Source organism: Fodinibius sp. AD559 (assembly GCF_052712805.1).
Window position 1 is genome coordinate 357,975 of record NZ_JBQPVW010000002.1, and the last position, 26,338, is coordinate 384,312.

The 26,338-nt window shown below is 41.3% G+C and carries 24 protein-coding genes, 1 tRNA gene and 1 pseudogene; 19 read left to right on the plus strand and 7 right to left on the minus strand.

Annotated elements, in window-relative coordinates:
- The first annotated feature begins 65 nt into the window (after window positions 1-65).
- The 3 genes from ACQ4LT_RS04550 (at window position 66) to ACQ4LT_RS04560 (ending at window position 7,311) form a co-directional block, all read left to right on the plus strand.
- Window positions 66-2,267, plus strand: coding sequence for a TonB-dependent receptor plug domain-containing protein (locus tag ACQ4LT_RS04550; protein WP_445664834.1), 2,202 nt, complete (start codon window positions 66-68; stop codon window positions 2,265-2,267).
- 388 nt (window positions 2,268-2,655) lie between these two features.
- Window positions 2,656-6,285: a vitamin B12-dependent ribonucleotide reductase gene (locus tag ACQ4LT_RS04555; RefSeq protein WP_445664835.1), complete on the plus strand. Its 3,630-nt coding sequence runs from the start codon at window positions 2,656-2,658 to the stop codon at window positions 6,283-6,285.
- 366 nt (window positions 6,286-6,651) lie between these two features.
- Complete coding sequence (locus ACQ4LT_RS04560; RefSeq protein ID WP_445664836.1) at window positions 6,652-7,311, plus strand: BON domain-containing protein; 660 nt, start codon at window positions 6,652-6,654, stop codon at window positions 7,309-7,311.
- A gap of 79 nt (window positions 7,312-7,390) precedes the next feature.
- On the opposite strand, the gene ACQ4LT_RS04565 is transcribed toward ACQ4LT_RS04560, so the two are convergent.
- From ACQ4LT_RS04565 to ACQ4LT_RS04580, 4 genes are read right to left on the minus strand one after another with little or no spacing between them, the layout of a single operon-like run.
- Entirely contained in the window at window positions 7,391-8,224 is an 834-nt protein-coding gene (locus tag ACQ4LT_RS04565) for a 1,4-dihydroxy-2-naphthoyl-CoA synthase (RefSeq protein ID WP_445664837.1), read from the minus strand.
- Window positions 8,225-8,266: 42 nt separating this feature from the next.
- Complete coding sequence (gene menH, locus ACQ4LT_RS04570) at window positions 8,267-9,082, minus strand: 2-succinyl-6-hydroxy-2,4-cyclohexadiene-1-carboxylate synthase (protein ID WP_445664838.1); 816 nt, start codon at window positions 9,080-9,082, stop codon at window positions 8,267-8,269.
- A gap of 2 nt (window positions 9,083-9,084) precedes the next feature.
- Complete coding sequence (gene menD / locus ACQ4LT_RS04575) at window positions 9,085-10,782, minus strand: 2-succinyl-5-enolpyruvyl-6-hydroxy-3-cyclohexene-1-carboxylic-acid synthase (protein ID WP_445664839.1); 1,698 nt, start codon at window positions 10,780-10,782, stop codon at window positions 9,085-9,087.
- Window positions 10,775-12,232 carry an isochorismate synthase gene (locus ACQ4LT_RS04580; protein WP_445664840.1) on the minus strand — a complete coding sequence of 486 codons (1,458 nt, stop codon included), beginning with the start codon at window positions 12,230-12,232 and terminating at the stop codon, window positions 10,775-10,777. Before ACQ4LT_RS04580 ends, menD begins: the two co-directional genes overlap by 8 nt.
- Window positions 12,233-12,449: 217 nt before the next feature.
- Between ACQ4LT_RS04580 and ACQ4LT_RS04585 the strand changes: the two genes are divergently transcribed.
- Window positions 12,450-12,998 (plus strand): GNAT family N-acetyltransferase, encoded by a 549-nt coding sequence (locus ACQ4LT_RS04585; protein ID WP_445664841.1) that lies wholly within the window; start codon window positions 12,450-12,452, stop codon window positions 12,996-12,998.
- A 24-nt stretch (window positions 12,999-13,022) separates the two neighbouring features.
- Here ACQ4LT_RS04585 and ACQ4LT_RS04590 read toward each other — a convergent pair whose 3' ends face one another.
- The gene (locus ACQ4LT_RS04590) at window positions 13,023-13,286 is read right to left on the minus strand and encodes a DUF4290 domain-containing protein (protein WP_445664842.1); all 264 of its coding nucleotides are present in this window, start codon (window positions 13,284-13,286) and stop codon (window positions 13,023-13,025) included.
- A gap of 194 nt (window positions 13,287-13,480) precedes the next feature.
- On the opposite strand from ACQ4LT_RS04590, the pseudogene ACQ4LT_RS04595 reads away from it, so the two are divergent.
- The 15 genes and pseudogenes from ACQ4LT_RS04595 to ACQ4LT_RS04665 form a co-directional block, all read left to right on the plus strand.
- Window positions 13,481-14,461 (plus strand): annotated as a pseudogene (locus tag ACQ4LT_RS04595) (PLP-dependent cysteine synthase family protein); the annotation flags it as partial.
- Window positions 14,462-14,506: 45 nt separating this feature from the next.
- Window positions 14,507-14,830 (plus strand): DUF3467 domain-containing protein, encoded by a 324-nt coding sequence (locus tag ACQ4LT_RS04600; protein WP_445664843.1) that lies wholly within the window; start codon window positions 14,507-14,509, stop codon window positions 14,828-14,830.
- 12 nt (window positions 14,831-14,842) lie between these two features.
- Window positions 14,843-15,697, plus strand: coding sequence for a peptidoglycan DD-metalloendopeptidase family protein (locus ACQ4LT_RS04605; RefSeq protein WP_445664844.1), 855 nt, complete (start codon window positions 14,843-14,845; stop codon window positions 15,695-15,697).
- A 7-nt stretch (window positions 15,698-15,704) separates the two neighbouring features.
- Window positions 15,705-16,199 (plus strand): bactofilin family protein, encoded by a 495-nt coding sequence (locus ACQ4LT_RS04610; protein WP_445664845.1) that lies wholly within the window; start codon window positions 15,705-15,707, stop codon window positions 16,197-16,199.
- The gene (locus tag ACQ4LT_RS04615; protein WP_445664846.1) at window positions 16,196-16,408 is read left to right on the plus strand and encodes an AtpZ/AtpI family protein; all 213 of its coding nucleotides are present in this window, start codon (window positions 16,196-16,198) and stop codon (window positions 16,406-16,408) included. Before ACQ4LT_RS04610 ends, ACQ4LT_RS04615 begins: the two co-directional genes overlap by 4 nt.
- Window positions 16,409-16,811: 403 nt before the next feature.
- Window positions 16,812-17,846: a F0F1 ATP synthase subunit A gene (atpB, locus tag ACQ4LT_RS04620; protein ID WP_445664847.1), complete on the plus strand. Its 1,035-nt coding sequence runs from the start codon at window positions 16,812-16,814 to the stop codon at window positions 17,844-17,846.
- A gap of 63 nt (window positions 17,847-17,909) precedes the next feature.
- A complete protein-coding gene (atpE, locus tag ACQ4LT_RS04625; RefSeq protein ID WP_095604927.1) occupies window positions 17,910-18,128 on the plus strand; it encodes an ATP synthase F0 subunit C in 219 nt (72 codons plus the stop codon).
- A gap of 26 nt (window positions 18,129-18,154) precedes the next feature.
- The gene (atpF, locus tag ACQ4LT_RS04630) at window positions 18,155-18,670 is read left to right on the plus strand and encodes a F0F1 ATP synthase subunit B (RefSeq protein ID WP_445664848.1); all 516 of its coding nucleotides are present in this window, start codon (window positions 18,155-18,157) and stop codon (window positions 18,668-18,670) included.
- 5 nt (window positions 18,671-18,675) lie between these two features.
- Window positions 18,676-19,221 carry an ATP synthase F1 subunit delta gene (gene atpH, locus ACQ4LT_RS04635; protein WP_445664849.1) on the plus strand — a complete coding sequence of 182 codons (546 nt, stop codon included), beginning with the start codon at window positions 18,676-18,678 and terminating at the stop codon, window positions 19,219-19,221.
- A gap of 33 nt (window positions 19,222-19,254) precedes the next feature.
- Complete coding sequence (atpA, locus tag ACQ4LT_RS04640; protein ID WP_445664850.1) at window positions 19,255-20,880, plus strand: F0F1 ATP synthase subunit alpha; 1,626 nt, start codon at window positions 19,255-19,257, stop codon at window positions 20,878-20,880.
- Between the two features lie 3 nt (window positions 20,881-20,883).
- Entirely contained in the window at window positions 20,884-21,771 is an 888-nt protein-coding gene (gene atpG, locus ACQ4LT_RS04645) for an ATP synthase F1 subunit gamma (RefSeq protein WP_445664851.1), read from the plus strand.
- 18 nt (window positions 21,772-21,789) lie between these two features.
- A tRNA-Ser gene (locus ACQ4LT_RS04650) sits at window positions 21,790-21,876 on the plus strand.
- Window positions 21,877-21,971: 95 nt separating this feature from the next.
- Window positions 21,972-23,360, plus strand: coding sequence for a TolC family protein (locus ACQ4LT_RS04655; RefSeq protein WP_445664852.1), 1,389 nt, complete (start codon window positions 21,972-21,974; stop codon window positions 23,358-23,360).
- A gap of 4 nt (window positions 23,361-23,364) precedes the next feature.
- Complete coding sequence (locus tag ACQ4LT_RS04660; protein WP_445664853.1) at window positions 23,365-23,976, plus strand: MlaC/ttg2D family ABC transporter substrate-binding protein; 612 nt, start codon at window positions 23,365-23,367, stop codon at window positions 23,974-23,976.
- A 52-nt stretch (window positions 23,977-24,028) separates the two neighbouring features.
- Window positions 24,029-25,045: a hypothetical protein gene (locus tag ACQ4LT_RS04665; RefSeq protein ID WP_445664854.1), complete on the plus strand. Its 1,017-nt coding sequence runs from the start codon at window positions 24,029-24,031 to the stop codon at window positions 25,043-25,045.
- A gap of 13 nt (window positions 25,046-25,058) precedes the next feature.
- Here the strand turns inward: ACQ4LT_RS04665 and ACQ4LT_RS04670 are convergent, their stop codons facing one another.
- Together ACQ4LT_RS04670 and ACQ4LT_RS04675 are read right to left on the minus strand one after the other, a co-directional pair.
- Window positions 25,059-25,952: a hypothetical protein gene (locus ACQ4LT_RS04670; RefSeq protein WP_445664855.1), complete on the minus strand. Its 894-nt coding sequence runs from the start codon at window positions 25,950-25,952 to the stop codon at window positions 25,059-25,061.
- A 6-nt stretch (window positions 25,953-25,958) separates the two neighbouring features.
- Window positions 25,959-26,318: a hypothetical protein gene (locus tag ACQ4LT_RS04675; RefSeq protein ID WP_445664856.1), complete on the minus strand. Its 360-nt coding sequence runs from the start codon at window positions 26,316-26,318 to the stop codon at window positions 25,959-25,961.
- Window positions 26,319-26,338 lie beyond the last annotated feature (20 nt).

Below are 26,338 nucleotides of genomic sequence, written 5' to 3' on the forward strand. Positions count from 1 at the left end.
CCAAGTTTGATACCCAAAGGTACGAGTGATGAATAAATCATCATTTGTAACCTAAATACTAAATTATGACCACAACTAAACGATTACTTTCAGGGCTGTGTGCCTTGACGGCTCTTCTTTGGATAACCACGCCAACGCTGGCTCAGCAAAGCGATATAGAATCCGACAGCACAATTTATGAGCTGGACGAAATTATAATTAGTGCCAGTAAATACGAACAGTCCCCGCAGTCGGTGGGGCGCAATGTTACTGTTATTTCGCAGAAGGATATTCAAAATGCTGTTTATACAAATGTCAGTGGGTTATTGGCACAACAACAGAGTGTGCATATGATTGGAGCGGGGCAAACGCCCGGCTCGCTGCAGCAGGGATTTATCCGTAACGCCAATTCCAATCATTCAGTTGTAATGATTGACGGCGTTCGAATCAGCGACCCCTCTACCAATAATAATTCTATTGATCTTTCGGAGCTTTCGCTTACTGGTATAAAGCGAATCGAGATTGTCCGGGGATCACACAGTACGCTTTACGGCTCTTCAGCTATTGGTGGAGTTGTTAATATTATTACAAAAAAGAAGGGCGCAGAAGGATTTAACGTAAACGCAAAAACCAAACACGGACGATTTGGCAAAGGCACTTATTCCACCACGAATAGTCTTTTTGCTAATTATACCACAGATAGTGGCTGGTACGCGAATTTAGGTGCCAACTTTCAACTTACTAATGGATTGGATGCAACTATTGATACGCTATCCAGCACCAATACTTTTAATCCACAAGATCAAGATGATTTTAATAAACTTGATTTGGTGGGTAAGCTTGGTTATTCAACTGATCAATATGATTTGTATGCATCTTATCGACGTGTCGATCAGCGCAGTGATGTCGATCAGGGTGCTTATCAGGATGATAGTAATGCCTATACGGAATTTGAGCGTGACCTGTTTAATTTTGGGGGCGGTATGGAATTATCAGATCAGGTAGCTATAGGATTCCAGGGCGCCTACTCAGATCTAAACAGAGATTTCGTAAATGATTCATCACTTGTAAGTCCCAGCGGTACGTATGATGGGATTTATACAGAATTAAATGCCGAGGGTTCACTCTGGGAAAATGAATTGAAGGCCGTTATAGACGGGAATCATGTTCGATTTGTTGCCGGCGTTTCCGCCTCACGGCAAACAATGTCTACCCGAAATTATACTTATAGCCGGTCGCAATTTGGAGTATATGAATCGACAACCGACTTGGATTCGTTAGGCCTAAAGGAAATTATCTACAACGGGTATGCCCAGTCCAATCTTAATGGAGGATTAATTGCCGATCAGTTAGAGTCATTCACATTAGGATTAGGAGGACGACTGGTCCATCATGATGAGTTTGGCTCTCACTTTACTTATGAGATAAATCCTAAACTTCAGGTTACAGAGTCCACGCTTTTATACGGTGCTGTTACCAGTGGATTTAATGCCCCTTCACTTTATCAACTTTATTCGCCGTCACAAGGTGCGGGTAGTTATACAAACCGTGGTAACGAAAACCTGGATCCCGAATCATCGATATCCTATGAGGTTGGATGGAAGCAGGATGTTGGCAATCAGTTTTCTTTTGAACTCTCTGCTTTTAAAACAGTAGTAACCGATGTAATCGAATATGTGTACTTGTGGAACGGCGATACCGCGATCGAAAATTTAAGTGCAAGCTTTCCTGATTCGGACTACCTCGGTGATACGTATATTAATGCTTCCGAGCAGCAGGTTTCAGGGCTTGAAGCGTCGGCCTCAGCCAGAGTAACACCCAAGCTTAGCCTACAAGGAAATATATCGCTTATCAGATCTACAGTAACGTTTTCACCGGATGATATTGATCCGGCTTATACCGGAGGAAATCACGTGCAAATATATGAGAGTGGAGCATATGTAACCGAAGAAAAAGAGATTGATGGCTTAACCCGACGTCCATCGGTCAATGCCTTTATCAGCGCATCGTATTTAGCTACTGATAAACTGCGATTCAAGGTGGATTCCAGATTTGTTGGATCCAGAGATGATGTTTATTACAGTGCAAGCTTGGGACCGTATGGAGCCCTTGATCGTAATAATATTTCGGGTTATAACGTAACTAATGCTACGGTGAGTTATTCGATTATGGATAATCTATCTGCGTTATTAAAAGTTGAGAATCTTTTTGATACCAATTACCAAGAGATTAACGGGTATAATACCCGGGGCCGTGGGTACTTTATCAAGTTGCAGTATCAGTTATAGAATCAAAATTACACAAATGATTTTGGCCTCCTTTCATGATTTCTGATGAGAGGAGGCCTTTTTATTGGGATAAATTGAAATTTATAGTACAGTAATAGATGGGACTTTTGAAAGTATTTTCAGGTTGAGTTTTGACCCTCATTTACAAACTTGTTAAAAGTTATCCACAATTTTTCTTATAGCGGATAAAAAAGTCTGCAATTTCCCTGTCAAATTCTGTGATCTATTGTGGATAACTTATGCATTTTGTGGAAAAGTTTTGAGCTTTTTGGCTTGTTCCATAGTGGCATTCCTTTATATTTAATTAGAAGAAAACGAGATGATTCAGTGCTTTTTCAGAGCCTACCATTTAAGTCAAAAACTATTAAAGTAAACCGGAGTTAGTTTTATGAAATTTACACGATCTTATACACAAGAGGAGTGGGACAATCCATTTGGAGATATGAATTTTGAGAGCCGGAGGTCGGAGATAAAAAATCCCGATGGATCGACCGTATTTTTAATGGAAGAGTTGATTGTACCTGAAACTTGGTCGCAGGTATCTACTGATGTTATTGCTCAAAAATATTTTCGCAAGGCGGGCGTCCCCCAGATTACAAAGAAAGTAAAAGAAAAAGGGGTGCCAGAATGGCTGCAGCGTTCCGAAGCCGATGAGAAGGCGATGAAAAAAGAAGGTATTGATGAAGATGATTATTATGGTGGGGAGTACGACAGTCGCCAGGTATTTCATCGTCTTGCAGGTTGCTGGACGTATTGGGGATGGAAACATGATTATTTTGATTCTGAAAAAGCTGCGAAGGTTTTTTATGACGAGCTTAGTTATATGCTGGCCAATCAGATGGCGGCCCCAAACAGTCCCCAATGGTTTAATACCGGTTTGCATTGGGCGTATGGGATTAATGGTCCGGCGCAAGGTCACTACTATGTAGATGGAAAAACAGGAGAATTGACCGAATCTGATGATGCCTATTCACATCCGCAGCCGCATGCTTGTTTTATCCAGAGTATTGATGATAACCTCGTTAATGAGGGCGGAATTATGGATCTTTGGGTCCGTGAAGCGCGTCTGTTTAAGTACGGATCCGGAACAGGGAGTAACTTCTCGAAAATCCGCGGTGAAGGAGAGCCGTTGAGCGGTGGCGGAAAATCATCCGGATTAATGAGTTTTCTGAAAATTGGGGATAAAGCAGCCGGCGCGATTAAATCGGGCGGTACCACACGGCGCGCAGCCAAGATGGTAACGCTGGATCTTGATCATCCCGATATTGAAGAATATGTAAATTGGAAAGTCCGGGAAGAGCAAAAAGTTGCTTCTATGGTTGCCGGATCCAAAATTCTGGAAAAGCATCTTAAGAAAATTATCAAGCTCTGCAATAAGCCGGTAGAAATTGACGGGCGTACGTTCAATGGTGCAGTCAGTCGTGATCCCGTGAAAAACAAAGAGCTCGGCAGAGCCATTAAGGAAGCGAAGCAAGATCAGGTACCACTTAATTATATTGAGCGTGTTGTACAGCTGGCCGCGCAAGGGTATACCGATCTGGAATTTGATACCTATGATACAGATTGGGATTCCGAGGCGTATCGTACGGTAAGTGGACAAAATTCAAACAACTCTGTTCGTATTCCCAATAAGTTTATGCGAGCCGTCAAAAATGATGACGAATGGAATCTTTATTGGAGAACGGAGAAGCGGAAGGCTGCTGAAGAAGGACGCGAGCCCGAGCCTCATAAAACAATGCCGGCTCGTGAGCTTTGGGATCAGATCTCAAATGCTGCTTGGGCATGCGCCGATCCGGGAGCCCAATATCACGATACCATTAATGAGTGGCACACGTGCCCTAATGACGGCCCGATAAACGGAAGTAATCCGTGTTCAGAATATATGTTCCTCGATAATACGGCCTGTAATCTGGCCTCGTTGAACTTGATGAAGTATTTTAAGACGGACGAGTGCAAGGAATTTGATGTTGAGTCTCTACGTAACGCTTCTCGTTTGTGGACGGTTGTGCTGGAGATTTCCGTACTGATGGCGCAGTTCCCATCCGAAGAGATCGCAGACCTATCGTACAAGTATCGTACGCTCGGACTTGGATTTGCCAACTTAGGTGCAGCACTGATGGTGCAAGGCGTGCCGTATGACAGTGATGAAGGATGCGCTATTGCCGGTGGATTGATGAGCATCATCCATATGAATGCTTATAAGACAAGTGCCGAAATGGCTAAAGAGCTTGGACCTTTTGAGCGATTCGAGGCCAATAAAGAACCGATGCTGAAAGTTGTTCGAAATCATAAACGTGCGGCTTATAATGTGGATCCCGATGAGTACGAGGATCTGACTGTTAAGCCGATGGGTATTGATGCAAATGAATGTCCCGATAACCTTCTTAAGGCTGCTCGTGAAGATTCCGACGAAGCCGTTAAAATGGGAGAGAAGCATGGCTATCGCAATGCACAAGTTACCGTAATTGCGCCAACCGGAACGATTGGTCTGGTGATGGATTGCGATACAACGGGAATAGAGCCTGATTTTGCGCTTGTTAAGTTCAAGAAACTTGCCGGTGGCGGACACTTTAAGATCATTAATCAATGTGTGCCGAAAGCACTGGAGAATCTTGGATACAGTCCCAAGGAGCGTGAGGAAATTATTAACTATGCCAAAGGTCATGGCTCGCTGGATGGCTGTCCCCATATTAATGAGGAAAGTCTCCGCGAAAAAGGGTTCGATGACAAACAGCTTGAAGCGATTGAAGAAGCGCTGCCAAGCAGTTTTGAAATCAAGTTTGCCTTTAACCAGTGGACGCTGGGCGAAGACTTCTGTAAAGAAGAGCTCGGTCTTTCTGATGAACAGCTGGCGAATCCTCAGTTTGATATCCTCAAGCATCTTGGATACTCCAAAGAGGAGATTCAGGAGGCCAACGATTATGTCTGTGGTACGATGACAGTTGAAGGGGCTCCACACTTGAAAGATGAGCATCTGCCGGTCTTTGACTGCGCCAACCGCTGTGGACGCATCGGTACGCGATACATTAAGCCAGGTGGACACATCCGCATGATGGCCGCCGCGCAACCGTTTGTTTCGGGGGCAATTTCGAAGACGATTAACCTACCGAATGAAGCTACGGTTGAAGACTTTAAGGATGCGTACATGCAATCCTGGGAGCTGATGCTGAAGGCAAATGCCTTGTATCGTGATGGTTCCAAGCTAAGTCAGCCGCTGAATAGCCTCAGCGATGTCTTTGAGGATCTGGACGAAGAAGATCTCGATGAAGAAACAAGGGCAGAGCAAGACAAGGTTGTCGAAACAGCCGAGCGGATTGTTCATAAATATGTGGCTGAGCGTAAACGCTTACCCAGTCGCCGAAATGGTTATACCCAGAAGGTGAAGATTGGTGGACAGAGCGTGTACTTGCGAACCGGTGAATATGAAAATGGTCAGCTCGGTGAAATCTTTCTTGATATGCATCGAGAAGGAGCTGCATTCCGAAGTCTGACAAATTGCTTTGCCATTGCTATCTCACTTGGCTTGCAGCACGGTGTACCGCTCGAAGAATTCGTGGATGCCTTTACCTTTACCAAGTTCGAGCCAAGCGGAACGGTCAGTGGAAGTCCACATGTAAAAATGACGACTTCGGTAATCGACTATATTTTCCGTGAATTAGCAGTGACCTATCTCGGTCGCGATGATTTGGCTCATGTTCCGGCGGAAGAGGTAATGACCCGTAAAATGCGCCCTTCTGAAGAGGAAAAACAGGCCAAAGAAAAAGCTGATAAGGTAGATAGTAAGCAACAATCTGATAGCAGTGACAGTTCAGATCAACCGGAAACCGTGGTAGAATCACAGCCGACGAAGCAGGCACAAGCCGCTGCTGATGACGATAGTTATCAAAGCGACTACGAAAAGGCCAAGGAGCTGGGTTATACCGGCGACTCTTGTCCCGAGTGCGGTAGTATGACGATGGTCCGTAATGGAACCTGTCAGAAGTGCATTACCTGTGGATCAACCACCGGTTGTTCATAAAAAACTGTCAAGACTAAATACCTTAATTTCAAAAGCCCGCTGCGTTACGTAGCGGGCTTTTTTTATTCGCTATAAAACAGGATAGTGTTATGCTGAATTTATTTCAGCATCTGTTTAAGACGTTTGAAATGTGGAGCCAGAAACGAGTATCACTTTAGCAAGGTGTTTTATTACAGATCCTGGGCGACGCGATAGTCGAAAAGTTTAATTTGAGATTAGCCTTAAAGGAATTTTCTAAGCCTACTAAAGCCAATTTAAAAATAAAATAGATATAAGAATATATATAAAGATATATTTCGAAATTTATTTAATATAAAAATTGTTAAATAATGTAAACTGAAAACAAAAGTAAAAATTTACATTACTATGAGTACAGATGAACAAATAAAAGTTGATATAACTAAACAATTACAATGGGATGCCAGAATCGATGCGTCAGATATCAGCATAACCGTTGATAGTGGAAGTGTGGATCTTAAGGGAAGTGTACCCTCTATAACTGCAAAAACCGCAGCTTATAATGATGCCCACTTAGTAGATGGAGTTGTCTCAGTTAATAATAACATTAAAGTTGAATTCCCAGAGTCCAAGACGGTTCCCTCAGATTCTGAAATCCGGGAAAATGCGATCAGGTCACTAAGCTTTGATAGTGATCTCGAATCGTACAAAATTGATGTGGATGTTGATCAAGGATGGATAACTCTGGAAGGAACCGTGAATGCTTATTGGGAAAAAGTAGCTGCTGAAAACGACGTCTCTGACATCAATGGAGTTATTGAGGTTTCCAATAATCTAGGTGTTGTACCAACTGAAAATTACATCGATGAAAATATAGCGGAAGACATTGTAAATGCGTTAGAACGCAATGTTCACGTGAATGCGGATGATATCGATGTTAGAGTAGAAGATGGTGTAGTTACACTTGACGGAACAGTTAGAACGATGATTGCCAAAAATGCAGCTTTTGATGCCGCGTTGTATACGCCGGGTGTTGTCACCATAAATAATAGAATTATCGTTAACTAATTTTGACTTAACTTAAATTTAAAGCCTGCCCTTTGAGGGGCAGGCTTTTTGTTTTAAGAAAATGTGAAGTGTTAATAATCTATCCGATCCACGGATAATCATCCCAGTTTGGTTTGCGCTTTTCGAGAAAGGCATCGCGTCCTTCAGCGGCCTCGTCGGTCATATAGACCAGGCGCGTAGCTTCACCGGAGAACACCTGCTGACCAACCATGCCGTCATCCACAAGATTAAAGGCATACTTTATCATACGGATTGCTGTGGGACTTTTCTCAAGGATTTCCTGCGCCCATTGGTAGGCCGTTTCTTCGAGCTCATCGTGAGGAACAACGGCATTCACCATACCCATATCATAAGCCTCCTGAGCAGAATAGTTACGACCTAAGAAAAAGATTTCGCGCGCCTTCTTTTGTCCCACTTGTCGGGCCAACAGGGCAGAGCCGAATCCACCGTCAAAGCTGGCTACATCGGCATCAGTTTGCTTAAAAATGGCGTGCTCTTTACTGGCGATAGTGAGATCACAGACCACATGCAGGCTGTGACCGCCGCCCACGGCCCAGCCGGGAACGACACAAATAACAACTTTGCCCATGAAGCGGATGAGACGCTGTAAATCCAATACATTTAACCGGGGTGTTCCGGCATCATCTTTATATCCGGCTTTGCCGCGCACGTTCTGATCGCCGCCGGAGCAGAATGCCCATTTCCCATCTTTCGGAGAAGGACCTTCGCCCGTAAGAAGGACTACGCCGATGTTTGAGTCCTCACGCACATCCAGAAAAGCATCCTGTAATTCAAAAAGGGTTTTGGGACGAAAGGCATTGCGGATTTCCGGTCGGTTGATGGCAATACGCGCTACGCCATTTGATTTCTTAAATGTGATATCTTCGTATTCGTTGACGGTTTTCCAGTTCATGGTAGTAGTGAGTATTGAGTAATAAGTATTAAGAAATCCTGTTTATAAATTTTTCAAAAATTCATTCACCCTGTTAGATAACAATGTTGGGTTGTCAAGATGGACACGATGTCCTGCCTCAATAGACGAAAAGGTAGCATTTGGAAGTTGCTCTGCCAAATATTGATTGATCCTCTGGTATTTTTCATCGGCCGATCCCGCCAGCAAGAGCACGGGTAAATCCAACGCTGGTAGTTTTTTGCAAACGGGGGACATGCTTCCGGTTCCGAATCCGTATAAGGAAGTTTCCAGGGCATCAGGAGATTGTTTGAGCTGTATCTGTTGATATTTTCGGGCAAGAGATTTATCCACAGGTATGGACGATTTGAACAGATCGAGTGTGCTCCAATCTGCTAAAAATTGTTCAAAGTCTTCTTTGATTTGTCGGGCTCTCGTCGCATCTACCTTTTGTCGCTCCTTCCTTTTTTGAGGATCTGAAATGCCGCAATTCGTGCTTTCCAAAATCAATCCATTAAACAGTGATGGATTGTTTAAAGCCGTTTTCAGTGCTAATCGTCCGCCCATGCTATAGCCGTACAAAAAGAGTGGAGAGAGATTTTTTGTCTGAATGATACCGACAATATCCTCAATTTGATTGCCCTCATTATAACGTGATAGATCGGTAGGTTTGGAAGATGTTCCGTGTCCGAGCAAGTCTACAGTTATGGGGTTACAGGATTTGCAAAGATCATTGATAAGGTGATCAAAAACGCGATGATCGCCCATAAAACCGTGCAGCATCAATAGCCAAGGAAGACTTTGATCTCGCTGATGTGCCTGTACCGCATATTCTTGATTATTGACTGAAATACGTTCCATGATCAGAAACTCCAGAGTTGAGTTCGCAATTCCATGGAGGCGTCAGCATCGGTTTGACATTCAATGACAGACAGTCCTTTGTTTTTAGCTGTTATAGATGTAAGATCCATTTTCTTAAGATCAGAGAGCGAATTTATCAAATAATGTGGAATGTTATAAGCGCTGACAAGCGTACTGATATCAGCGTTTTGAGGGGTTTTAAAATAGGGCTCAAAATGTTGTTTGTTGTCATGGATAGGCAGCATCCTGAAAATGGAGCCCCCGCCATTATTGATAACAACCACAACTAAGGATTGAACTAAATTTTTATGATTCAGCAGAGCATTGGTGTCGTGTAAAAAGGCTAAATCACCGGTAAAAAGTACGCCCGGCTTTTGTAATCCTTTAGCAACTCCCATCGCTGTTGAAGTAAGGCCGTCGATGCCGCTGGCTCCACGATTTAAAAATAAGGGAGTATTTGTCGAATGTTTTCCAAACAAATTAATATCCCGGGCGGGAAAAGAATTGGAAACGACTATGAAGTGATCGTCCGGAATTTGTGGTGTTAAATGATGATATACGCTGCCATCAGTTAATTCTAAGTGTCGCTTAATTGTTTTTTGATAATATTTGGCAAATTCATTTTTGGTTTGCTTCCAACTTTGTATCCAGTTTGGGCCGGTCTCAGTTGAGACATTTTTTAAATGAATTTTCTGTCCCATCCAGGAAACGCGTTCCATGTCCGAAAAAGTTGCATCTTGCCAGGCATCCGTACTTGCAAAATGAAAATGGTGTTTGGGATTCCATTCTTCCAAAGCAAATGTCAGGCTTTTGCTGGTCGGCTGAAATCCAAAACGTAAAATTACGTCCGGTTCGAGTTGATTGCGTCTATCCTCATTGCGTAAAAATCCTGTAAATCCACGAATGATATTCGAACTGTCAATGGAAGATTCGGTCAGGACAGGAGCGCCAAGTTGGTCAGCAAGTTTAGAGATGGAATCCATATCATCAGAGGGCGCTGTGGGACCGATAATAATGAGCGGTTTTTTGGCTGATGAGAGTGTTTCTTGTAGTGAGCTGCTTAAGCTGAGAGCAGTAGAAGGGTTTCTATTGCCAACAGCTGGATTTGGCAGATCTTGATTTTCTTCTTGGATTTGATCCAACTTATTTTCCGTGGGTTCTAAGGGTTTACGGAATGGAAAGTTCAAGTGCACAGGTCCCCGTTTTTCTCGGGATATAGATACCGATTGCTGTGCCAGCATTTTCAGTCGTTGTAGATCTTTTGCATCAGATTTAGGTTCGCCAACCTCATGGAAAAAGACTGGGTAATCCCCAAAAATTTTAAGCTGATCGATAGCTTGATTGGCCCCGGTGACCCGCAGATGTGGGGGACGATCGGCAGTGGCTAAAATTATGGGCACGCCCGATAGTCGAGCCTCAATGACGGCTGGGTAATAATTGGCTAAAGCTGTTCCGGAGGTACAAATTAAAACGGCCGGGATATTAGTAGCTTTGCCGATACCCAGCGCTGTAAAAGCCGCGGATCGCTCATCCAATATAACATGCTTTTCGAAGTGTGGATTTGAAGCAGCTGCCAGTGTTAGAGGGGTAGAGCGGGAGCCGGGAGACAGCACTATATCTTTAATGCCGTACTTGTAAAGTGCTTGGAAAAAGGTATTGGTCCACTGTATGGCTACATTACCTTGGTGTTGATCAGTCATATTGCAGGGCCGAAAGCATTGGCTTTAACTTAAGATTCGTTTCTTCCCATTCGGTCGCTGGATCAGAATCCTTAACAATGCCGCATCCTGCAAATAGGTGTGCATGATTTTTGGTACACAAAGCACTGCGGATAGCAACAGCAAATTCCATATTTCCCTTGCTGTTTATCCATCCAATGGGTCCGGCATATCTTCCGCGGTTAAAATGCTCAAGATCTTTAATATAGGGAGCTGCTTTCTGCCAAGGATACCCGCCCACGGCTGGCGTCGGATGCAGTTGCCCAAGCACTTCTAATATATTTGATTCCTCATTTAATTGTGCCCGGATAGGGGTATAGAGGTGCTGGACGTTCGATAACTTTTTTATTTCAGGCGTGTTATTTCGGTTTAATTCTTTTACAAAAGGTTCCAGACGTTCTTCTATATCCTGAACTACAAAATTATGTTCGTCCTGGTCTTTACCATTGCCCGATAGTTGCTTCTCTAAGAAAGCATCCTCCGTAGCTGTGTTTCCTCTTGCTATGCTACCCGCCAATGCTTCGGTGAGGAGTAATTTATTCCGGGCAGATATAAGCCGCTCAGGAGTGGATCCTAAAAAGGTGTTTCCGGATGGTTTGTGGATGAGAAAGTTGTAACAGTTTGTATATTGTTTGCGGAGGTTGTTAACAACTTGAGTTGGGGAAATTTCTGTACTTCTGGGTACTTTGATACTACGTGCTAAAACGATTTTTTCAAAGGCATTTTTACTGATGAGATCTTTAGCCTCATTAACAGAATCAGACCATTTCTGATAATCTGATTTTTGCTTTGGAAGGGGCGTAGTTGAGTTTTCTCCATTATGATGAGGATTCTGGGCCGAGTTTTTTTGCTCTAATGTAGCATTAAGGTGTTCAAGCTGAGCAGTGATATGATTATTCAGCTCATTAGCTGTACTAAATGTATTTAGATCAACGGCAAATGTAGCCAGTGTAAATTTTCCATCTTTGATAACCATCCATTTTGGAAGGGTAAACAAAGCCGGGGGAAAGTCCTCCCAGAGCTTGTCATTATTTTGGTCAAAAAAGGTAAACCCGCCAAGTAAAAACAGTCCTGAATAGGGATGAGAGATTGCTGAAAATTCAGTTGTATTTTGTCGAACCGTTTTAACCTTGTTATTGATCTCGTTAAAGCGATTGGCACCGGTGGCCGTAATAGATGTAATTTTATCTCCCGCAGCGATAGCAAATTCGTCATTTGGCTTTTCCCAGTAATACTGAAAGGTGTTCTCTTTCCAGCACATCTCCAAGTAAGCCAGGGGATCAATGGATTGTATTGGAAAGCTGAATGTGGCGTATCGCGAAGTGGGGCTTTGGAAAAGATTATCTAAAAAATCATTTAACTCTGATTTATTAAAGCGAGTAACTGCAGGTGGTAGATGTTCTTTTACATCTGATAGAGGATCGTTATTCATGGAATAATTATACTTTTTCAATATCAGCTTTCATAAGTTTCAATATAAATTGAAAATTGATATTTCCATAATGATAATCGACTCTTTTCAAAATCCACTTTTATTGAAAGTGCTTTTCACTAAAACGGGAAAATAAGTTTGAATGTCTATGTTAAGATTAAAAAAATCCAGCCGATAATACTTGAGTGTAGGTTAATATTATTATATACAGCCGCCCATGGTAGAAATCAAGGAGTTTGACCTTCAGAATGTATCTGTTCATTACAAATGGAATAATGATGAGAAACTAAACCATTACGATTCTGATTATCCGCATCAGCATGAAAGTTTTGAGACGTTTCTAAAACGGATTAAGTCGGTCTTGGATGAGCGGAACGAAACGAGTGAGTTGTCTGAGATTCATTTATCCGAAAACGATAAGCTTATCGGTATTGTAGATATTCACGGCATCGATAAATACAACAAGCGTTGTTTCGTGAACTGTACTATCGGTGATTGTAAGTATGCTGAAAAAGGATATGAAGCTGAAGCCTTAAAAATTGTGTTGGATTACTGTTTTAATGAGAAGGGGATGCACAAAGTTGGAACAGCAGCTTTCGATTTTAATACTTCTTGGATAGAAAGTGTTGAAAAGTTTGGTTTCGAGCAAGAAGGGCAACTGCGAGAGCACGTCATCAAAAATGATGCGTACTGTGATAAACTCATTTTTAGTCTGCTGGAAAAGGATTTTCAATCCAACCAGGTAGAAGCTGCTGTTACGGTATAGTGGTTTGTGCAACTATTTTGCATCTTAACTATTCTCGGAATCGTAGGGGTTATAAATGCCAAATTCAGTAGGATCGTAATCAGATAATTCAAAAAAGTGATCCCAGGCTGCTTTGCTTTTCCCGTCTTCATCAACCCAGTTAGGGTGACTTTGTTTTATGAGCCCTACTGCACGCTCAGCATATTCCATCCGTTCTTCTTCATCTTCAATACGCGGCAGTGAATCAATCATTCGGTCGAGATTGTATCCGCAGTCAAAATCTTTCGGCTTTTTCTGTTCTACAAACATATATAGTTTTCTTAAACGTTAATTTTTCAGGAAGATAACAGAGTTGTTCCTTCGAATAAAGAACTTTTTATACTTATCAGTCTTGCCATTAGTGTAATTTAAATCTTTTTTCGAGTAGACAACACAAAATTCCTATATTCCGACGCTTACATTTTTTAACTTTTATTGAAATAGCAACCATACGAACATTTAAAATGTATTACAATTCCATATTAGAAACCATTGGCAATACACCATTGGTAAAACTAAATGAGGTAGCAAAAGAATTTGAAGGAACTATACTGGCTAAGGTCGAATATTTTAATCCCGGACAAAGTGTAAAAGACCGGATCGGGCTTAAAATGATTGAAGATGCCGAGGAGAAAGGCCTTATAGAACCGGGAGGAACCATTATTGAGGGAACCTCTGGAAATACTGGTATGGGATTGGCGCTTGCGGCCACTATTAAAGGGTACGATTGTATTTTTACGACAACGGACAAACAAAGTAAGTCTAAAATAGATTTGTTGCGTGCTTTGGGAGCCGAAGTTAAAGTTTGTCCTACGGATGTGGAACCCGACGATCCGCGCAGTTATTATTCTGTTGCTAAACGACTAAGCGAAGAAATCCCCAATTCGTATTATCCTAATCAATACGATAATCCCAGTAATACCCAGGCTCATTACGAGACCACTGGTCCTGAAATATGGGAGCAAACCGAAGGCAACGTAACGCACTATGTCGCGGGAATGGGTACCGGTGGAACTGTATCGGGTACCTCAAAATATCTAAAGGAACAGAATGCTGATATTAAAACGATTGGTGTTGACAGCGTGGGTTCGGTTTACAAACATTATTTTGAAACGGGAGAATTTGATAAGGATGAAATTCAACCCTATTTGACAGAGGGGATAGGAGAAGATATTATCCCCGAAAATATGGATTTTGATCTTTTGGATGAGGTTATGCAGGTGAACGATAAAAATGCCTTTCAGATGACGCGCAAGCTGGCCAAGAAAGAAGGACTGTTTGTTGGCGGATCGTGCGGTGCTGCTGTATATGGAGCTCTTGAATATGCCCGGCAGAATGATTTCGATAAAGATGATACTATGGTGATTATCTTGCCGGATAGCGGCACGCGTTATGTTTCAAAGGTTTATAATGATGAGTGGATGGACGATCACGGATTTTTAGATTCTGATGAGTAACAAACGGCAAATTTAATTTGTAATCAGTTTATTATGGCCGATCAAACAAAAGATTTTGAGCAGGGACAGATTCAAATTGAGCTACCTGAAGAAGAAGCCTCTGGCACGTATTCTAATTTGGTAATGATATCGCATTCACCTTCTGAGTTCATTCTCGATTTTATTTCAGTTATGCCGGGTGCACCCAAAGCAAAAGTGGTAAAACGAATGGTGCTTACCCCAGATCATGCCAAGCGATTAATGAATGCACTTTCTGAAAATATTAAGCGCTACGAGAATGAAAATGGACCGATATCAAATAACAACGATGAAATAGATGTTCCATTTAACTATCGCGGACCAACGCCCGAAGCGTAAACCAGATGTTCCATGTTCGAATTTCTAAAACGGTTATTTAAAAACCAGGATCAGGATCTGACTTTCGTTATTTTTGATGATGATCCAGAATCTTCCACATCCTATAATTTTAAACCTTCGAGGTTGTGGAACCTGTTTTATATTTCATTGTTAACCGTTACCATTATTGTGCTGTTGCTTGTTATGTTTACCCCTATCAGTGGTTTATTGTATAACCAGCATGATGCGCAGCTACGTGATCGGGTTATTGAGGTATCCCAAAAAGTACAGGCTCTCAAAGATTCCTTGGAAGCACGTGATACGCAGCTGGCAGAGATGCAGCAGGTTATTGCTACCGGGGATGATACTGCTTTTGCTGTTAACGAAGGGAGTTCCGTTGCAATGCAATCGGCAAATCAAAAAAGATCGGAACTTGACTTTACATCTGAAGTAAGTAATAGGGGAATGTTGTCACAAAACGAGATAATTTTCTCAAATATATTTAAGCAGGCACCTGAATTCCCAACAGATTACCCTGTGAATGGCACATTTACCCGAGGATTTAATTCTGAAAATGGACATTACGGTATTGATATTGCTACAAAACAGGGTACATCATTTAAAGCAATAGCCGATGGAGCTGTTATTAATCAGAATTGGACGATTAATTATGGGTATGTGCTGCATGTACAACATAGTAATGGTATCATTACGGTATATAAGCATGCGGCAAGCGTTTCTAAATCTATCGGGGATATTGTTTTAAAAGGTGATATTTTGGGAACAACCGGTGATGTGGGCGTATTTAGCTCCGGTCCTCATTTGCATCTGGAAATTTGGAAAAATGGAGTACCCCAAAATCCGAATACGTATTTAATAAAATCTTAAGAAGTTTATGTTTAATAACAATAAGAAAGACAAGGAATCCATGAGTTCTAATAAAACAGGTAAGAATTTACCCTCAGTAAACATGATCAGTGAAGGCACCGAACTTAAAGGTACCTTGGAAACAAAAAATGATATCCGTATTGCTGGCACCTTGGATGGCGAGGCAAAAGCGGAAGGTAAGATTATTGTTTCATCAACGGGTAAGGTTGAAGGTAATATTGAAGCAGTTGATGCGGATATTGCCGGTAATGTCGATGGAGAAGTACGAGTTACCAACAAGCTTATTCTTCGCAAATCAGCTACTATCGAAGGGGATATTTATACCAAAACGATTCTGGCAGAAGAAGGATCTCAGATAAACGGATCTTTCCATATGAGCGAAAACATAAAAGACGAGATCAAGAAGAACGGGTTATCTTCAAAATTGGGAGATTCAAAGTCAAATGATGATAAGTCAGATAATTCTGCTAACCAAGGAAAATCAAAGGTCAAGAAAGATTGACGAACAATAAAAAGTCGACTGACTATTTAGAATATGTTTCTTTGGGGGGAGAAATAGCAGCAGCGCTGTTGGTTCCTATTTTATTGGGATACTGGTTGGACAGTTATTTCGATACGAGTCCATGGCTGCTGTTAGTCGGTTGTCTTATCGGGATTGTTAATATTTTTATCCTCATCTTTAAGTTGAATGATCGATTGAGTTCAAAATGAAATAGGGGAGTTGGTGGATCAGCAGGTACGAAATTTGGCGCACAAATTTTTATGGAAGAATCTTGTTGCCTTTCTGATCATATTGGGAATTACTTCTCTTATAGGGCAACAATATTACTTGGCGATTAGTACTGGTTTTTTGCTGAGTTTTCTTTTTGTTGCCAGTAATTTTTTTGTCATAAAACGAATTAAGACGGAAAAAAGCTCAAAATTTATTACCCGGTTTTACATATCTCTGGGGGTCCGATTTCTCTTGGTTTTAATGGCTTTGGTGGTAATCTTGAAGACCATAAAAATTAATCAAATTTACTTTACAGTTAGCTTCATAATTTCTTATATTTTCCACTCTGTAATCGAGATTATTTCAATCAACAAACTACTTGAAACTGATAATTAGAATTTAATGCTAAGGGCCTGCCGCCGACTGTTCGTTACACTCTTACTAATTCTCTTCTTTACCCCATTAACAAATGCCTCGGATAAAGCCGCACAGGATTCCGAAGGTGCTCCTATTGATGTTGTAGGAAAAGTTGTTGACCACCACGAGTTGGCGGTCTTGGGATATCATGTGCCATTACCTCGTATCTTTCTTGTTGAAGGTGACTGGTATTTATATAGTAGTACTGAGAGTGCAATTGAATCTGGTGATTTTGTTGAAAAAGATGGCGCGCTGATGCCCGCCAATGGTGCAGAGATTACGGTTGATTTTTCTATTACTTCCCACTTAATGTATGTGTGGTTCGGGCTGATATTAACAGTTTGGATAACTATTGCAATGGCGCGTAAGTACAAACAGGGAGTGGGACGTAAAACAGAGCCGCAGGGATGGTTTCAGAATTTGTTTGAGATCGTTTTTGTTTTCGTGCGCGATGATATTGCAAAGAAAAATATCCCGGATAATAAATATCAGAAATTTGTTCCCTACCTATTTACTGTATTTATTGGGATATCATTCATGAATCTTTTTGGTTTGTTACCGTGGGGAGCAACAGCAACCGCTGATATTACAGTTACCGGGGTATTGGCAGCATTTACATTTTTTATTACCCAATGGAATGGTTCTAAGGATCACTGGGAGCATGTGTTTTGGTTTCCCGGCGTTCCGGGCTGGATGCGTATCATTTTAACACCTATTGAAATTATTGGATTGTTTACCAAGCCATTTGCGTTGGCAGTACGTCTGTTTGCAAACATGCTCTCCGGTAAGATTATGATTATTTGTATTCTGGGATTAATTTTTATCTTCACTGATATTTTTGGAGCCGCTGCCGGAGTTGGTATGAGTTTGTTTTCTGTGCCACTTACTGTTGCACTCTATGCACTTAAGGCTTTTGTGGGTGTTTTGCAGGCATACATTTTTACACTTCTTTCGGCAGTATTTATTGGGATGGCGGCCGAAGAGCATGCGCATGATGAAGGAATTGAAGCGCACGCATAACAACAATTTATTTTTATCACATAATCTAAACCTAAACTTAAAACTAAAACAACAGGTAAAAATATGGGTTTATTAGCAGCAGGAATCGGAGCAGGAATAGTAGCAGTTGGTGCTGGAATTGGTATCGGTATGATTGGTAAAAGCTCGGTTGAAAGCATAGCTCGTCAACCTGAAGCATCTGATGATATTCGTGGCGCTATGATCTTGACCGCTGCTCTTATTGAGGGTGTAGCACTTATCGGCGCTATTGTATGTATTCTTCTGGCTCTCGGAATCGGTTAATAATAATAATTATTTAATCATAAACTATGATGCTATTTTTAGCAGGCGGAGGAGGAATACTTTCCTTTAGTAGCGGTTTCGCTATTTGGGTAGCTATTTCGCTGATATTATTTCTTGTCCTAATGAATAAATATGCGGTGCCATTAATTATGGACGCGCTCCAGGAGCGCGAAAACCGTATTAAGGATTCGTTAGAATCAGCTGAGCAGGCATTAGCACGTGCTGAAAAGATTTCTGAGGATAACGAAAAAGCATTGCGTGAAGCCGAGAAAAAGGCAAAGGAAATCCGCAAAGAGGCTATCGAAGAAGCCGAAATGCTCCGTGCAGAACGTATCGAAAAATCCAAGGAAGAGGCCGAACAAATTCTTGAACAGGCCCGTGAAACAATTGAGCAGGAAAAGAAGCGTGCTATGATGGAGCTTCGCGATGAGGTGGCACGTTTAGCCGTACAATCGGCTTCGAAGATTATTGATTCTGAATTGGATGAGGAAAAGAATAATAAGCTGGTTGAAAGCTTTATAAAAGACATCTCAAAAAACTAAGGTAGATGCCTACAACAAAAGCAGCCCGAAGATATGCGACCGCCCTTCTTGAGTTAGCCAAAGAGCGGGATGAGGTCGATGAATTATTAAGTGATATCGAGTACATTCATAATACATTGGAGGGATCGCGAGAATTGGTTCTCTTTTTACAAAATCCTGTCATCAATTTTGATGACAAGACACAGGCTTTGCAGAAGATCTTTTTTGATGAGCTTGAAGAACCAACAAAGTTGTTTTTAAAGCTTTTATCTCGCAAAGATCGCATAAATCTGTTAGATCAGGTTACCGAGGCTTTTATTGAGAAATATAAAGAGTATGCCGGCATTATTACTGTGGAAGTGTTTGTTGCCCGGGAGTTAAATAGTGAACAGCAGGAGCTGCTTCACAAGAACCTGGAGCAAAAGACACAAAAGAAAGTGGATATGAATATCACCGTTGATGAAGAGTTAAAAGGTGGTATGGCTATCCGTATTGAAGACACAGTAATAGACGGGACGGTTAAACACAAGCTTAAGGAGCTTGAAGAGTCGTTACTGACAACTGTAGAATAGAAATTAAAGACGATTTAAATAACATTTGAACCAATGAGTCAAGTTAGACCAGACGAAGTTTCAGCAATATTACGCAAACAATTATCCGGCTTTGATAGTAAAGCTGACACCTATGATGTGGGAACAGTCCTCGAGGTAGGGGACGGTATTGCCCGCGTATACGGGTTGTCAAAGGTACAAGCCGGTGAACTTGTTGATTTGCCTGATTCGATAGATGAAGACGGCAACTCCATTCGTGGAATGGTATTAAACCTTGAGGAAGACAACGTTGGTGTGGTTCTTTTTGGTCAAACCAGCGCTGTTGAAGAGGGTGATACTGTTAAACGAACAAAAGACATTGCTTCGATTAATGTAGGAGACGGACTTCTCGGTCGAGTTATCGATCCATTAGGTCGACCTCTTGACGGTAAGGGACCTATTTCAGGAGAAACCATTCGAATTCCGCTTGAGCGTAAAGCTCCCGGTGTAATTTATCGTGAACCGGTAAAAGAGCCGCTGCAAACAGGAATTAAAGCTATTGACTCATTAATTCCCATTGGTCGGGGACAGCGTGAGCTAATTATTGGTGACCGCCAAACGGGTAAAACATCTGTTGCGGTTGATACAATTATCAACCAGAAAGAAACACAAGACACCGATAAGCCGGTACATTGTATTTATGTGGCTGTCGGTCAAAAAGGATCTACGGTTGCGGGTATTGCAAAAGCGTTAGAAGATAATGACGCTATTGACTACTCAACTATTGTATCTGCTCCGGCAAGTGTATCTGCTCCAATGCGTTATATTGCACCATTTGCAGGCGCAGCTATCGGGGAATATTTTCGTGATACGGGCCGTCATGCCTTGGTAGTTTTTGATGACTTATCAAAACAGGCTGTTGCATATCGTGAGCTATCGCTGTTGCTCAAACGACCTCCCGGACGTGAGGCATATCCCGGTGATGTATTTTATCTGCATAGTCGTCTGCTCGAGCGTGCTGCAAAGATTATCGATGATGATAAAATTGCAAAGCAGATGAATAATGTGCCCGAACAGTTGAGGCCAAAGATGAAAGGCGGAGGATCATTAACTGCACTTCCTATTATTGAAACGCAGGCCGGTGACGTATCTGCATACATTCCAACGAATGTAATTTCTATTACTGATGGACAGATATTCCTTGATACGGATCTGTTTAATTCTGGAGTACGTCCCGCTATTGACGTTGGTACTTCGGTATCGCGTGTAGGTGGTTCTGCCCAGGTTAAGTCGATGAAAAAATTGTCGGGTACTATGAAGCTTGACTTGGCTCAGTATCGAGAGCTCGAAGCTTTTGCTAAGTTCGGTTCTGATCTTGATCCCGCTACGCAGCGACAATTAAAACGCGGTGAGCGTACTGTTGAACTCTTGAAACAGGATATTTATCAACCACGACCGGTTGAAGATCAAATAGCACTGCTCAAAATTAACAGTGAAGGTCTTCTTGATGAGCTGGATGTTGATCAAATTCAAGAATTTGAGGAAGAGTACATTGAGACCGTCCACGTTAAATTTGACGATGAGATGGCTGAGCTTGCAAAGTCAGGTACACTGGATGACGAATTTGGTGATAAGTTAATGGATGTTGCCAAAACGGTAATTGATCAACTTAATGCTGCACAAGAAGAAGAGGAAGCATAATTCATGGCTAATCTTCGCGATATACGAAACCGGATAGAATCGATTAAAAATACGCAGCAGATTACGCGTGCCATGAAGATGGTGGCTGCTGCTAAGTTGCGCAAAGCACAAGATCGCATTATCGAAACGCGTCCCTATGCTTCTAAAATGAAAGAAATAGTGGGACGTCTGGTCAAAAATTCCAGTGAAGATAATGTTCTGCTACGCACTCCTGAATCGACAGATAATGTTTTATTTATTGTTCTTGGTTCCGACCGTGGTCTTTGTGGGGCATTTAATAACAACTTGTTTAAAGTTGTTGAGGCTACGATTAGCGAAGAATACAGTGAGTACCATGAAAGTGGTAACTTATCGTTAATGTGTATCGGCCGGCAGACAATCAAATATTTCGGGAAACGTAATTATAATGTAGTAGCGGAATACCCCGGATTTTGGGATGATATTGTTTTTAATAAAGCAACTGAGATTATGAAATCAGTTGTTGATGATTTTAAATCGGGGACCTTCGATGAAGTTAAAGTGGTCTATAATGAATTTAAATCAGTAATTTCTCAAAACAGGATAGTAGAATCTGTCTTACCAATTGATCCGGCAACATTGGTTGATGAGGAAGAAGATATTTCGTCTACAGAATATATTTTTGAACCGGATGTAGAGAATATTCTACAAAGCCTGTTACCTGTGCACTTGAATTTACAGCTTTGGAGAGCTATTCTGGAATCGAATGCTGCCGAACAGGGTGCGCGGATGACAGCGATGGATAATGCTACAGAAAATGCTCAGGAAATGAAGGAAGATCTTGAACTTGAGTATAACAGGGCACGACAGAGCGCAATTACGACCGAAATTTCTGAAATAATTTCGGGTGCTCAGGCTCTTGAAGAAGCATAAATAGCTTATTTGGCAGATGGAGGGATGGCAGAGCGGTTGAATGCACCGGTCTTGAAAACCGGCAGGCCCTTATGGGTCTCGGGGGTTCGAATCCCTCTCCCTCCGCTCTTAAGAAAGCCCCTTCCTGTTGGGAGGGGCTTTTTATTTAAATAAATGTGCGGAATATTCGTTGGCAGATATAATATTTCTACACTAACATTATGACCATGAAAAAATACATATCAGCATTACTTTTTCTGTCTTTATCGCTTCCTATGATTTCTGTAGGGCAAGATACCGTGAAAGTATCGCTTGAATCATTTATTGAGCGTGGGATTGAAAATTCCGGCCAGATTGAATACGAACAGAAAAAGGTAGCACTTGCAAACAATCAAATTAATCAGGCACAGGCTAAACGTTACCTTCCAAAGTTTGAACTAAGTACTCAGCATGGTATTGTTCCAGGCGTAATAAGTCAGACTAATTTACCTGAAGATCAGTATTATCTCGATCCAAATCTCGAAAACGATTGGCAAAACTGGGCTGTATTTACCCGAGCAGAGGTGTCTGCCATTCAACCTATTTTTGCTTGGGGAGCTCTTAAAAATGCTGTAAAAGCGGCAAAGTCTGCTGCTGTTGCTGCTCAAAAACAGTTTGAAAAGGAAAAGGCAAGTCTGCGCCTTCGTCTGTTTGAACTGTACCAAAGCTATTTATTGACGAACGAAATTTTGGTATTACTTGATGAGGCTCAAAATCAGATTGATAAAATAGAGCAAAAAATTGAAGAAAGGCAGGAGGAGGGAGTTGCTGATTTTGATGAATCTGATTTATTCAAATTTGAGGTCTTTAAGTCGGAGTTTGGCATCCGGGCAGCCGAAGTACGAGAGGAAGCGGAAATGACGCAGCGCATTTGGAATTATATACTTAATGCCGAAGAAAATACGGTTTATATGCCCGACAGTAACTTTTTAGATCCCGTTGCAGAAGAGCTCAGAGAAATAGATTATTATCGGTCATATGCTCTTGCCAACCGATCTGAGATTGATGCTATCGAAGCAGGTATTGATGCCGCTGAATATGGTATGAAAGCACAAAGACAAAAGAATTATCCATCGGTATTTATTGGGTTAACAGGGAGTTATGCAAACACCCCTAACCGTCCGCGGCAGAGCAATCCTTTTATTATTAATAATTCAAACTACGCTTCGGGTTCATTCGGACTTGGTATCCGACAAAATCTTGATTTCTTGAGTATTCAGGCGGATATCGAAAAAGGCAGAATCCAGTATCGTCAGGCAAAATATTTAAAGGACGCCGCCGTTGATGGTATAGTTGTAGAAATTAATCAGGCGTATAAAGAGACCTCACTCTCTAAAGTAAAAGTTGATAAGACGGACGAGGCGCATGTAACAAGTAAAAAATGGCTGCGTCAGGAACAACTTGACTACGATTTTGGTATGGGAGATACCAAGGACTTGGTTGACGCAATGAAAAAGGAGCTGGAACTTCGGGTCAAGCTGAAACGTGAGATTTTTAATTTCAATAATAATATTGCTGAATTATATCGCAAATCCGGCTTGCCAATTTTAGAACTTTCGAATCAGAATTAATACAATGACTTTTTTTAATAAACTTACTATAGTATTTATATCAATTCTTTTCGGATTTGTGTTAATGAATCCTATAACCAGTTTTGCACAATTAGACAGTTCCACCGTACGTAATTTACTGGAAGAACGAGATGATGAAATAAAAGATTTGCTTGGCCCAAAAGGCACAGAATACACCCAGGAACAGCGTGACAGGTTAAAAGATATTATTAACGGTATTATTGATTACCGTGCTATGGCACAGCAGGCTTTGCAAGCCACTTATGATACCTTGTCCGAGGAGAGACGAGACGAGTTTGTCGATTTATTTTCGACAATTATTCGTGACCAGTCGCTGAATAAGCTGGATATATATCGTGCAGAGGTAAAATACGAGCAAATAAATGTAGAGGACAGTTCTGCAACAGTTAAAACATTAGCTCAGCTTGAGAAGGTGCGAACCCCAGTTAGCTATGAAATGAAATATGATGGACAAAGTGATCAATGGGTTGTCACAGATATGATCATTGATGATGTTTCAACAGCCGGATCTTACCAGCGCCAATTTCAAAATGTGATTCGTAAGAAAGGATACGATTCCCTCTTGGAAACTCTCCGTAAGAGAGCTGCTAAATAAGTTTAATAAAATGGCATGATCCCTTTATATTCGTAGAAACTAATCTATTTTTATGCTTAAATCAGTACAACAGAAACGATTAGCACCCGAAGGATACGTATATGCCACTTACGGACATCCACGTTACTTAAAGCATGCGGTAGCTTCGGTGGTTTCATTGCGTAGATATGATGAGGATCGTCCCGTTGCGTTGGCATGTACAGAAAAGCATGAAAATATTCTCGAAGAGCACGGTCTAGCGGGCATTTTTGACCATATACATATTTTACCCGAAGAGAATGCTTCTATTGTCGGATTTAAGCACCATTTGCATAAATTCATGTTTTTCGAGAAAAATATTTTTCTCGACAGTGATATCATTTGGTGCAAAGATCCCGAAAATTTGTGGAAGTCTTTTGAACCTTATCCATTTACCGTAACGGGAACACAAATTTCTGATAATTTCTTTGGGGGACCCAAGAATATTGGTATTGTCGCTGATATTTTGCTTCGACGTAGAAAGCGTACGCTGGACCATTTTGGACTTACCTATCTGAGTCGTGTACAAACGGGAATGGTATATGCCCAAGATTATAATTTGACTAAGAAAGTGTCTGAGCTGGCTCAGAAAATGCTGGATCGAAAAGATGAAACTCATTTCCGTAGTCGCACCTTAGAGCAGGGCCGCAGTGAAGAATCCTGTGAATGGAGTATGGCTATGGCTATGTCAAAACTGGATTTGCCTGTATACCCATGGCTGCAGGGTCATACCAGTCCGCAATTGGACTATATTTCGGATTTAACGTCCCACGATGCTGATTTCGAGTATGTGGTTTGCAAATACTATAGTGACCGTTTTGTGTACAGTTTTCGTGGCTTAAAAAGCAACCTACTTCGTAAGTTGTTGGTTAATATTTTTTCACTCATACCCGGAAAAGGCGATTACCTAAAAACAACCCCATACTGCCTGCACTTTGGATGGTATCATCAAAAACAGCCGTTTTTTGAGTTTTCCGAGCGCACATGGAATCGGCTGGTAAAGAATTATAGGCCTAAGACTGAAAAGAAGAAGCGATTTCGGGAGAGTTAAATCATCAGTATTTTTAAAGTAAATTAGAGACTAATTCGCTATTTGTTAGTTGCATATTTCGATCACCTATCTTATTAAATAGCTTATACCATGGAAATCCTACGATGGTAAGCTCTACCATATAAGACATAAAAAAGATATTCATTGAATAGTAAATACCAATATGCATTCCGATAAGCATTATAATTATATAGGGGCGTAATTTTTTCCACCAGACTAAAAAAGCGAGAAACTCGGTGACTATTCCAACAGTTAAGATTAAAGTGGCAATTAATCTACTTTGCATAGCCAGCTCCTGGATCATGCTATAGGTAAAACTCCCTTGAGCTGAAAGTGCATCTGTGTTTTTTTCAGCAATCCAAAGCCACAAATGATTACCATCCACCCAAGTAATACCAGTACCAACAAGTTTACTAATTGATGCAGAAGTATATCCTAAACCCAAAAAGAAGATGAGGAAACCGTAAGCAAAGGTTAGTGCTTTATAATTTTTTTTAAAAAAGAAAAATCCGAGTGCTAATCCCAGCAAACTGAAGCCAACCAAGTTGGAGCTATGGGGTATTTCACCGAGGGAAAATCGGGCAACATATTGCAGGTGTAACAACAGAAAAGCTACAATATACAGCCAGCTAAATTTACGATAGAGAAAAGGAATAGCTACACAAAGCGTTAACAAGCCTGCATTTATAAGAGGTACGGCATTACCAAAAAAAATATCGATGGGAATATAATTAGCCAATCCCAATGGAAGTACTACATCACTTATACGCAGGATGTAAAGCCCCCATTCCCAGGCATAAATGATGGTATATGATACCGTAAAAAGTTCAAAAATTCGTAAAAATAACTTTACTCCAAAAGATTCTGGTCGATTAAATGTAAATAGGTTTTTAAATAGTGATTGCATCTATGCTTAAAGTTTTGGGTTAGTAGCTGTCGTATCAGCAGAGAGCAAAAAAAGGGGGGTAGCTTTTACTATTACTGAGTCTTCTTTGGTCAAATATCCACTTACTTTTGTAACCATCCAATACTCATCTTCAATAGTTTTAATATCTAACAGGTCTCTTAAGGCTTGTACCCGCCGCTCATTCCAATTACTTGTTTTAGACACAAAGTTAGAGTAATCAATAGTATCGATACCGTAATTTGAAAGACCAACGATCCGGTTGCGGATCTCTTCGCGACTTGTTGTGTTCCAAAGATCGGGTTTATTGGGATTTTCAATGCGTTGGACTAATGCACGATCCCATGGATTGCCTGCTTTTGAAAACATGGGGAAAATACTAAATGGCC

Excerpts from the sequence above, each read along its gene's own strand:
- ACQ4LT_RS04555 (WP_445664835.1), top strand. The coding sequence starts at position 2,656 with ATGAAATTTACACGATCTTATACACAAGAGGAGTGGGACAATCCATTT.
- atpE (WP_095604927.1), top strand. The coding sequence starts at position 17,910 with ATGGGTTTATTAGCAGCAGGAATCGGAGCAGGAATAGTAGCAGTTGGT.
- atpB (WP_445664847.1), top strand. The coding sequence starts at position 16,812 with ATGCTAAGGGCCTGCCGCCGACTGTTCGTTACACTCTTACTAATTCTC.
- ACQ4LT_RS04600 (WP_445664843.1), top strand. The coding sequence starts at position 14,507 with ATGGCCGATCAAACAAAAGATTTTGAGCAGGGACAGATTCAAATTGAG.
- atpH (WP_445664849.1), top strand. The coding sequence starts at position 18,676 with ATGCCTACAACAAAAGCAGCCCGAAGATATGCGACCGCCCTTCTTGAG.
- atpA (WP_445664850.1), top strand. The coding sequence starts at position 19,255 with ATGAGTCAAGTTAGACCAGACGAAGTTTCAGCAATATTACGCAAACAA.
- ACQ4LT_RS04550 (WP_445664834.1), top strand. The coding sequence starts at position 66 with ATGACCACAACTAAACGATTACTTTCAGGGCTGTGTGCCTTGACGGCT.
- ACQ4LT_RS04665 (WP_445664854.1), top strand. The coding sequence starts at position 24,029 with ATGCTTAAATCAGTACAACAGAAACGATTAGCACCCGAAGGATACGTA.
- ACQ4LT_RS04565 (WP_445664837.1), bottom strand. The coding sequence starts at position 8,224 with ATGAACTGGAAAACCGTCAACGAATACGAAGATATCACATTTAAGAAA.
- ACQ4LT_RS04670 (WP_445664855.1), bottom strand. The coding sequence starts at position 25,952 with ATGCAATCACTATTTAAAAACCTATTTACATTTAATCGACCAGAATCT.
- ACQ4LT_RS04585 (WP_445664841.1), top strand. The coding sequence starts at position 12,450 with ATGGTAGAAATCAAGGAGTTTGACCTTCAGAATGTATCTGTTCATTAC.
- atpG (WP_445664851.1), top strand. The coding sequence starts at position 20,884 with ATGGCTAATCTTCGCGATATACGAAACCGGATAGAATCGATTAAAAAT.
- ACQ4LT_RS04655 (WP_445664852.1), top strand. The coding sequence starts at position 21,972 with ATGACCATGAAAAAATACATATCAGCATTACTTTTTCTGTCTTTATCG.
- ACQ4LT_RS04675 (WP_445664856.1), bottom strand. The coding sequence starts at position 26,318 with ATGTTTTCAAAAGCAGGCAATCCATGGGATCGTGCATTAGTCCAACGC.
- ACQ4LT_RS04590 (WP_445664842.1), bottom strand. The coding sequence starts at position 13,286 with ATGTTTGTAGAACAGAAAAAGCCGAAAGATTTTGACTGCGGATACAAT.
- ACQ4LT_RS04660 (WP_445664853.1), top strand. The coding sequence starts at position 23,365 with ATGACTTTTTTTAATAAACTTACTATAGTATTTATATCAATTCTTTTC.
- ACQ4LT_RS04560 (WP_445664836.1), top strand. The coding sequence starts at position 6,652 with ATGAGTACAGATGAACAAATAAAAGTTGATATAACTAAACAATTACAA.
- menH (WP_445664838.1), bottom strand. The coding sequence starts at position 9,082 with ATGGAACGTATTTCAGTCAATAATCAAGAATATGCGGTACAGGCACAT.
- ACQ4LT_RS04610 (WP_445664845.1), top strand. The coding sequence starts at position 15,705 with ATGTTTAATAACAATAAGAAAGACAAGGAATCCATGAGTTCTAATAAA.
- menD (WP_445664839.1), bottom strand. The coding sequence starts at position 10,782 with ATGACTGATCAACACCAAGGTAATGTAGCCATACAGTGGACCAATACC.
- ACQ4LT_RS04605 (WP_445664844.1), top strand. The coding sequence starts at position 14,843 with ATGTTCGAATTTCTAAAACGGTTATTTAAAAACCAGGATCAGGATCTG.
- atpF (WP_445664848.1), top strand. The coding sequence starts at position 18,155 with ATGATGCTATTTTTAGCAGGCGGAGGAGGAATACTTTCCTTTAGTAGC.
- ACQ4LT_RS04580 (WP_445664840.1), bottom strand. The coding sequence starts at position 12,232 with ATGAATAACGATCCTCTATCAGATGTAAAAGAACATCTACCACCTGCA.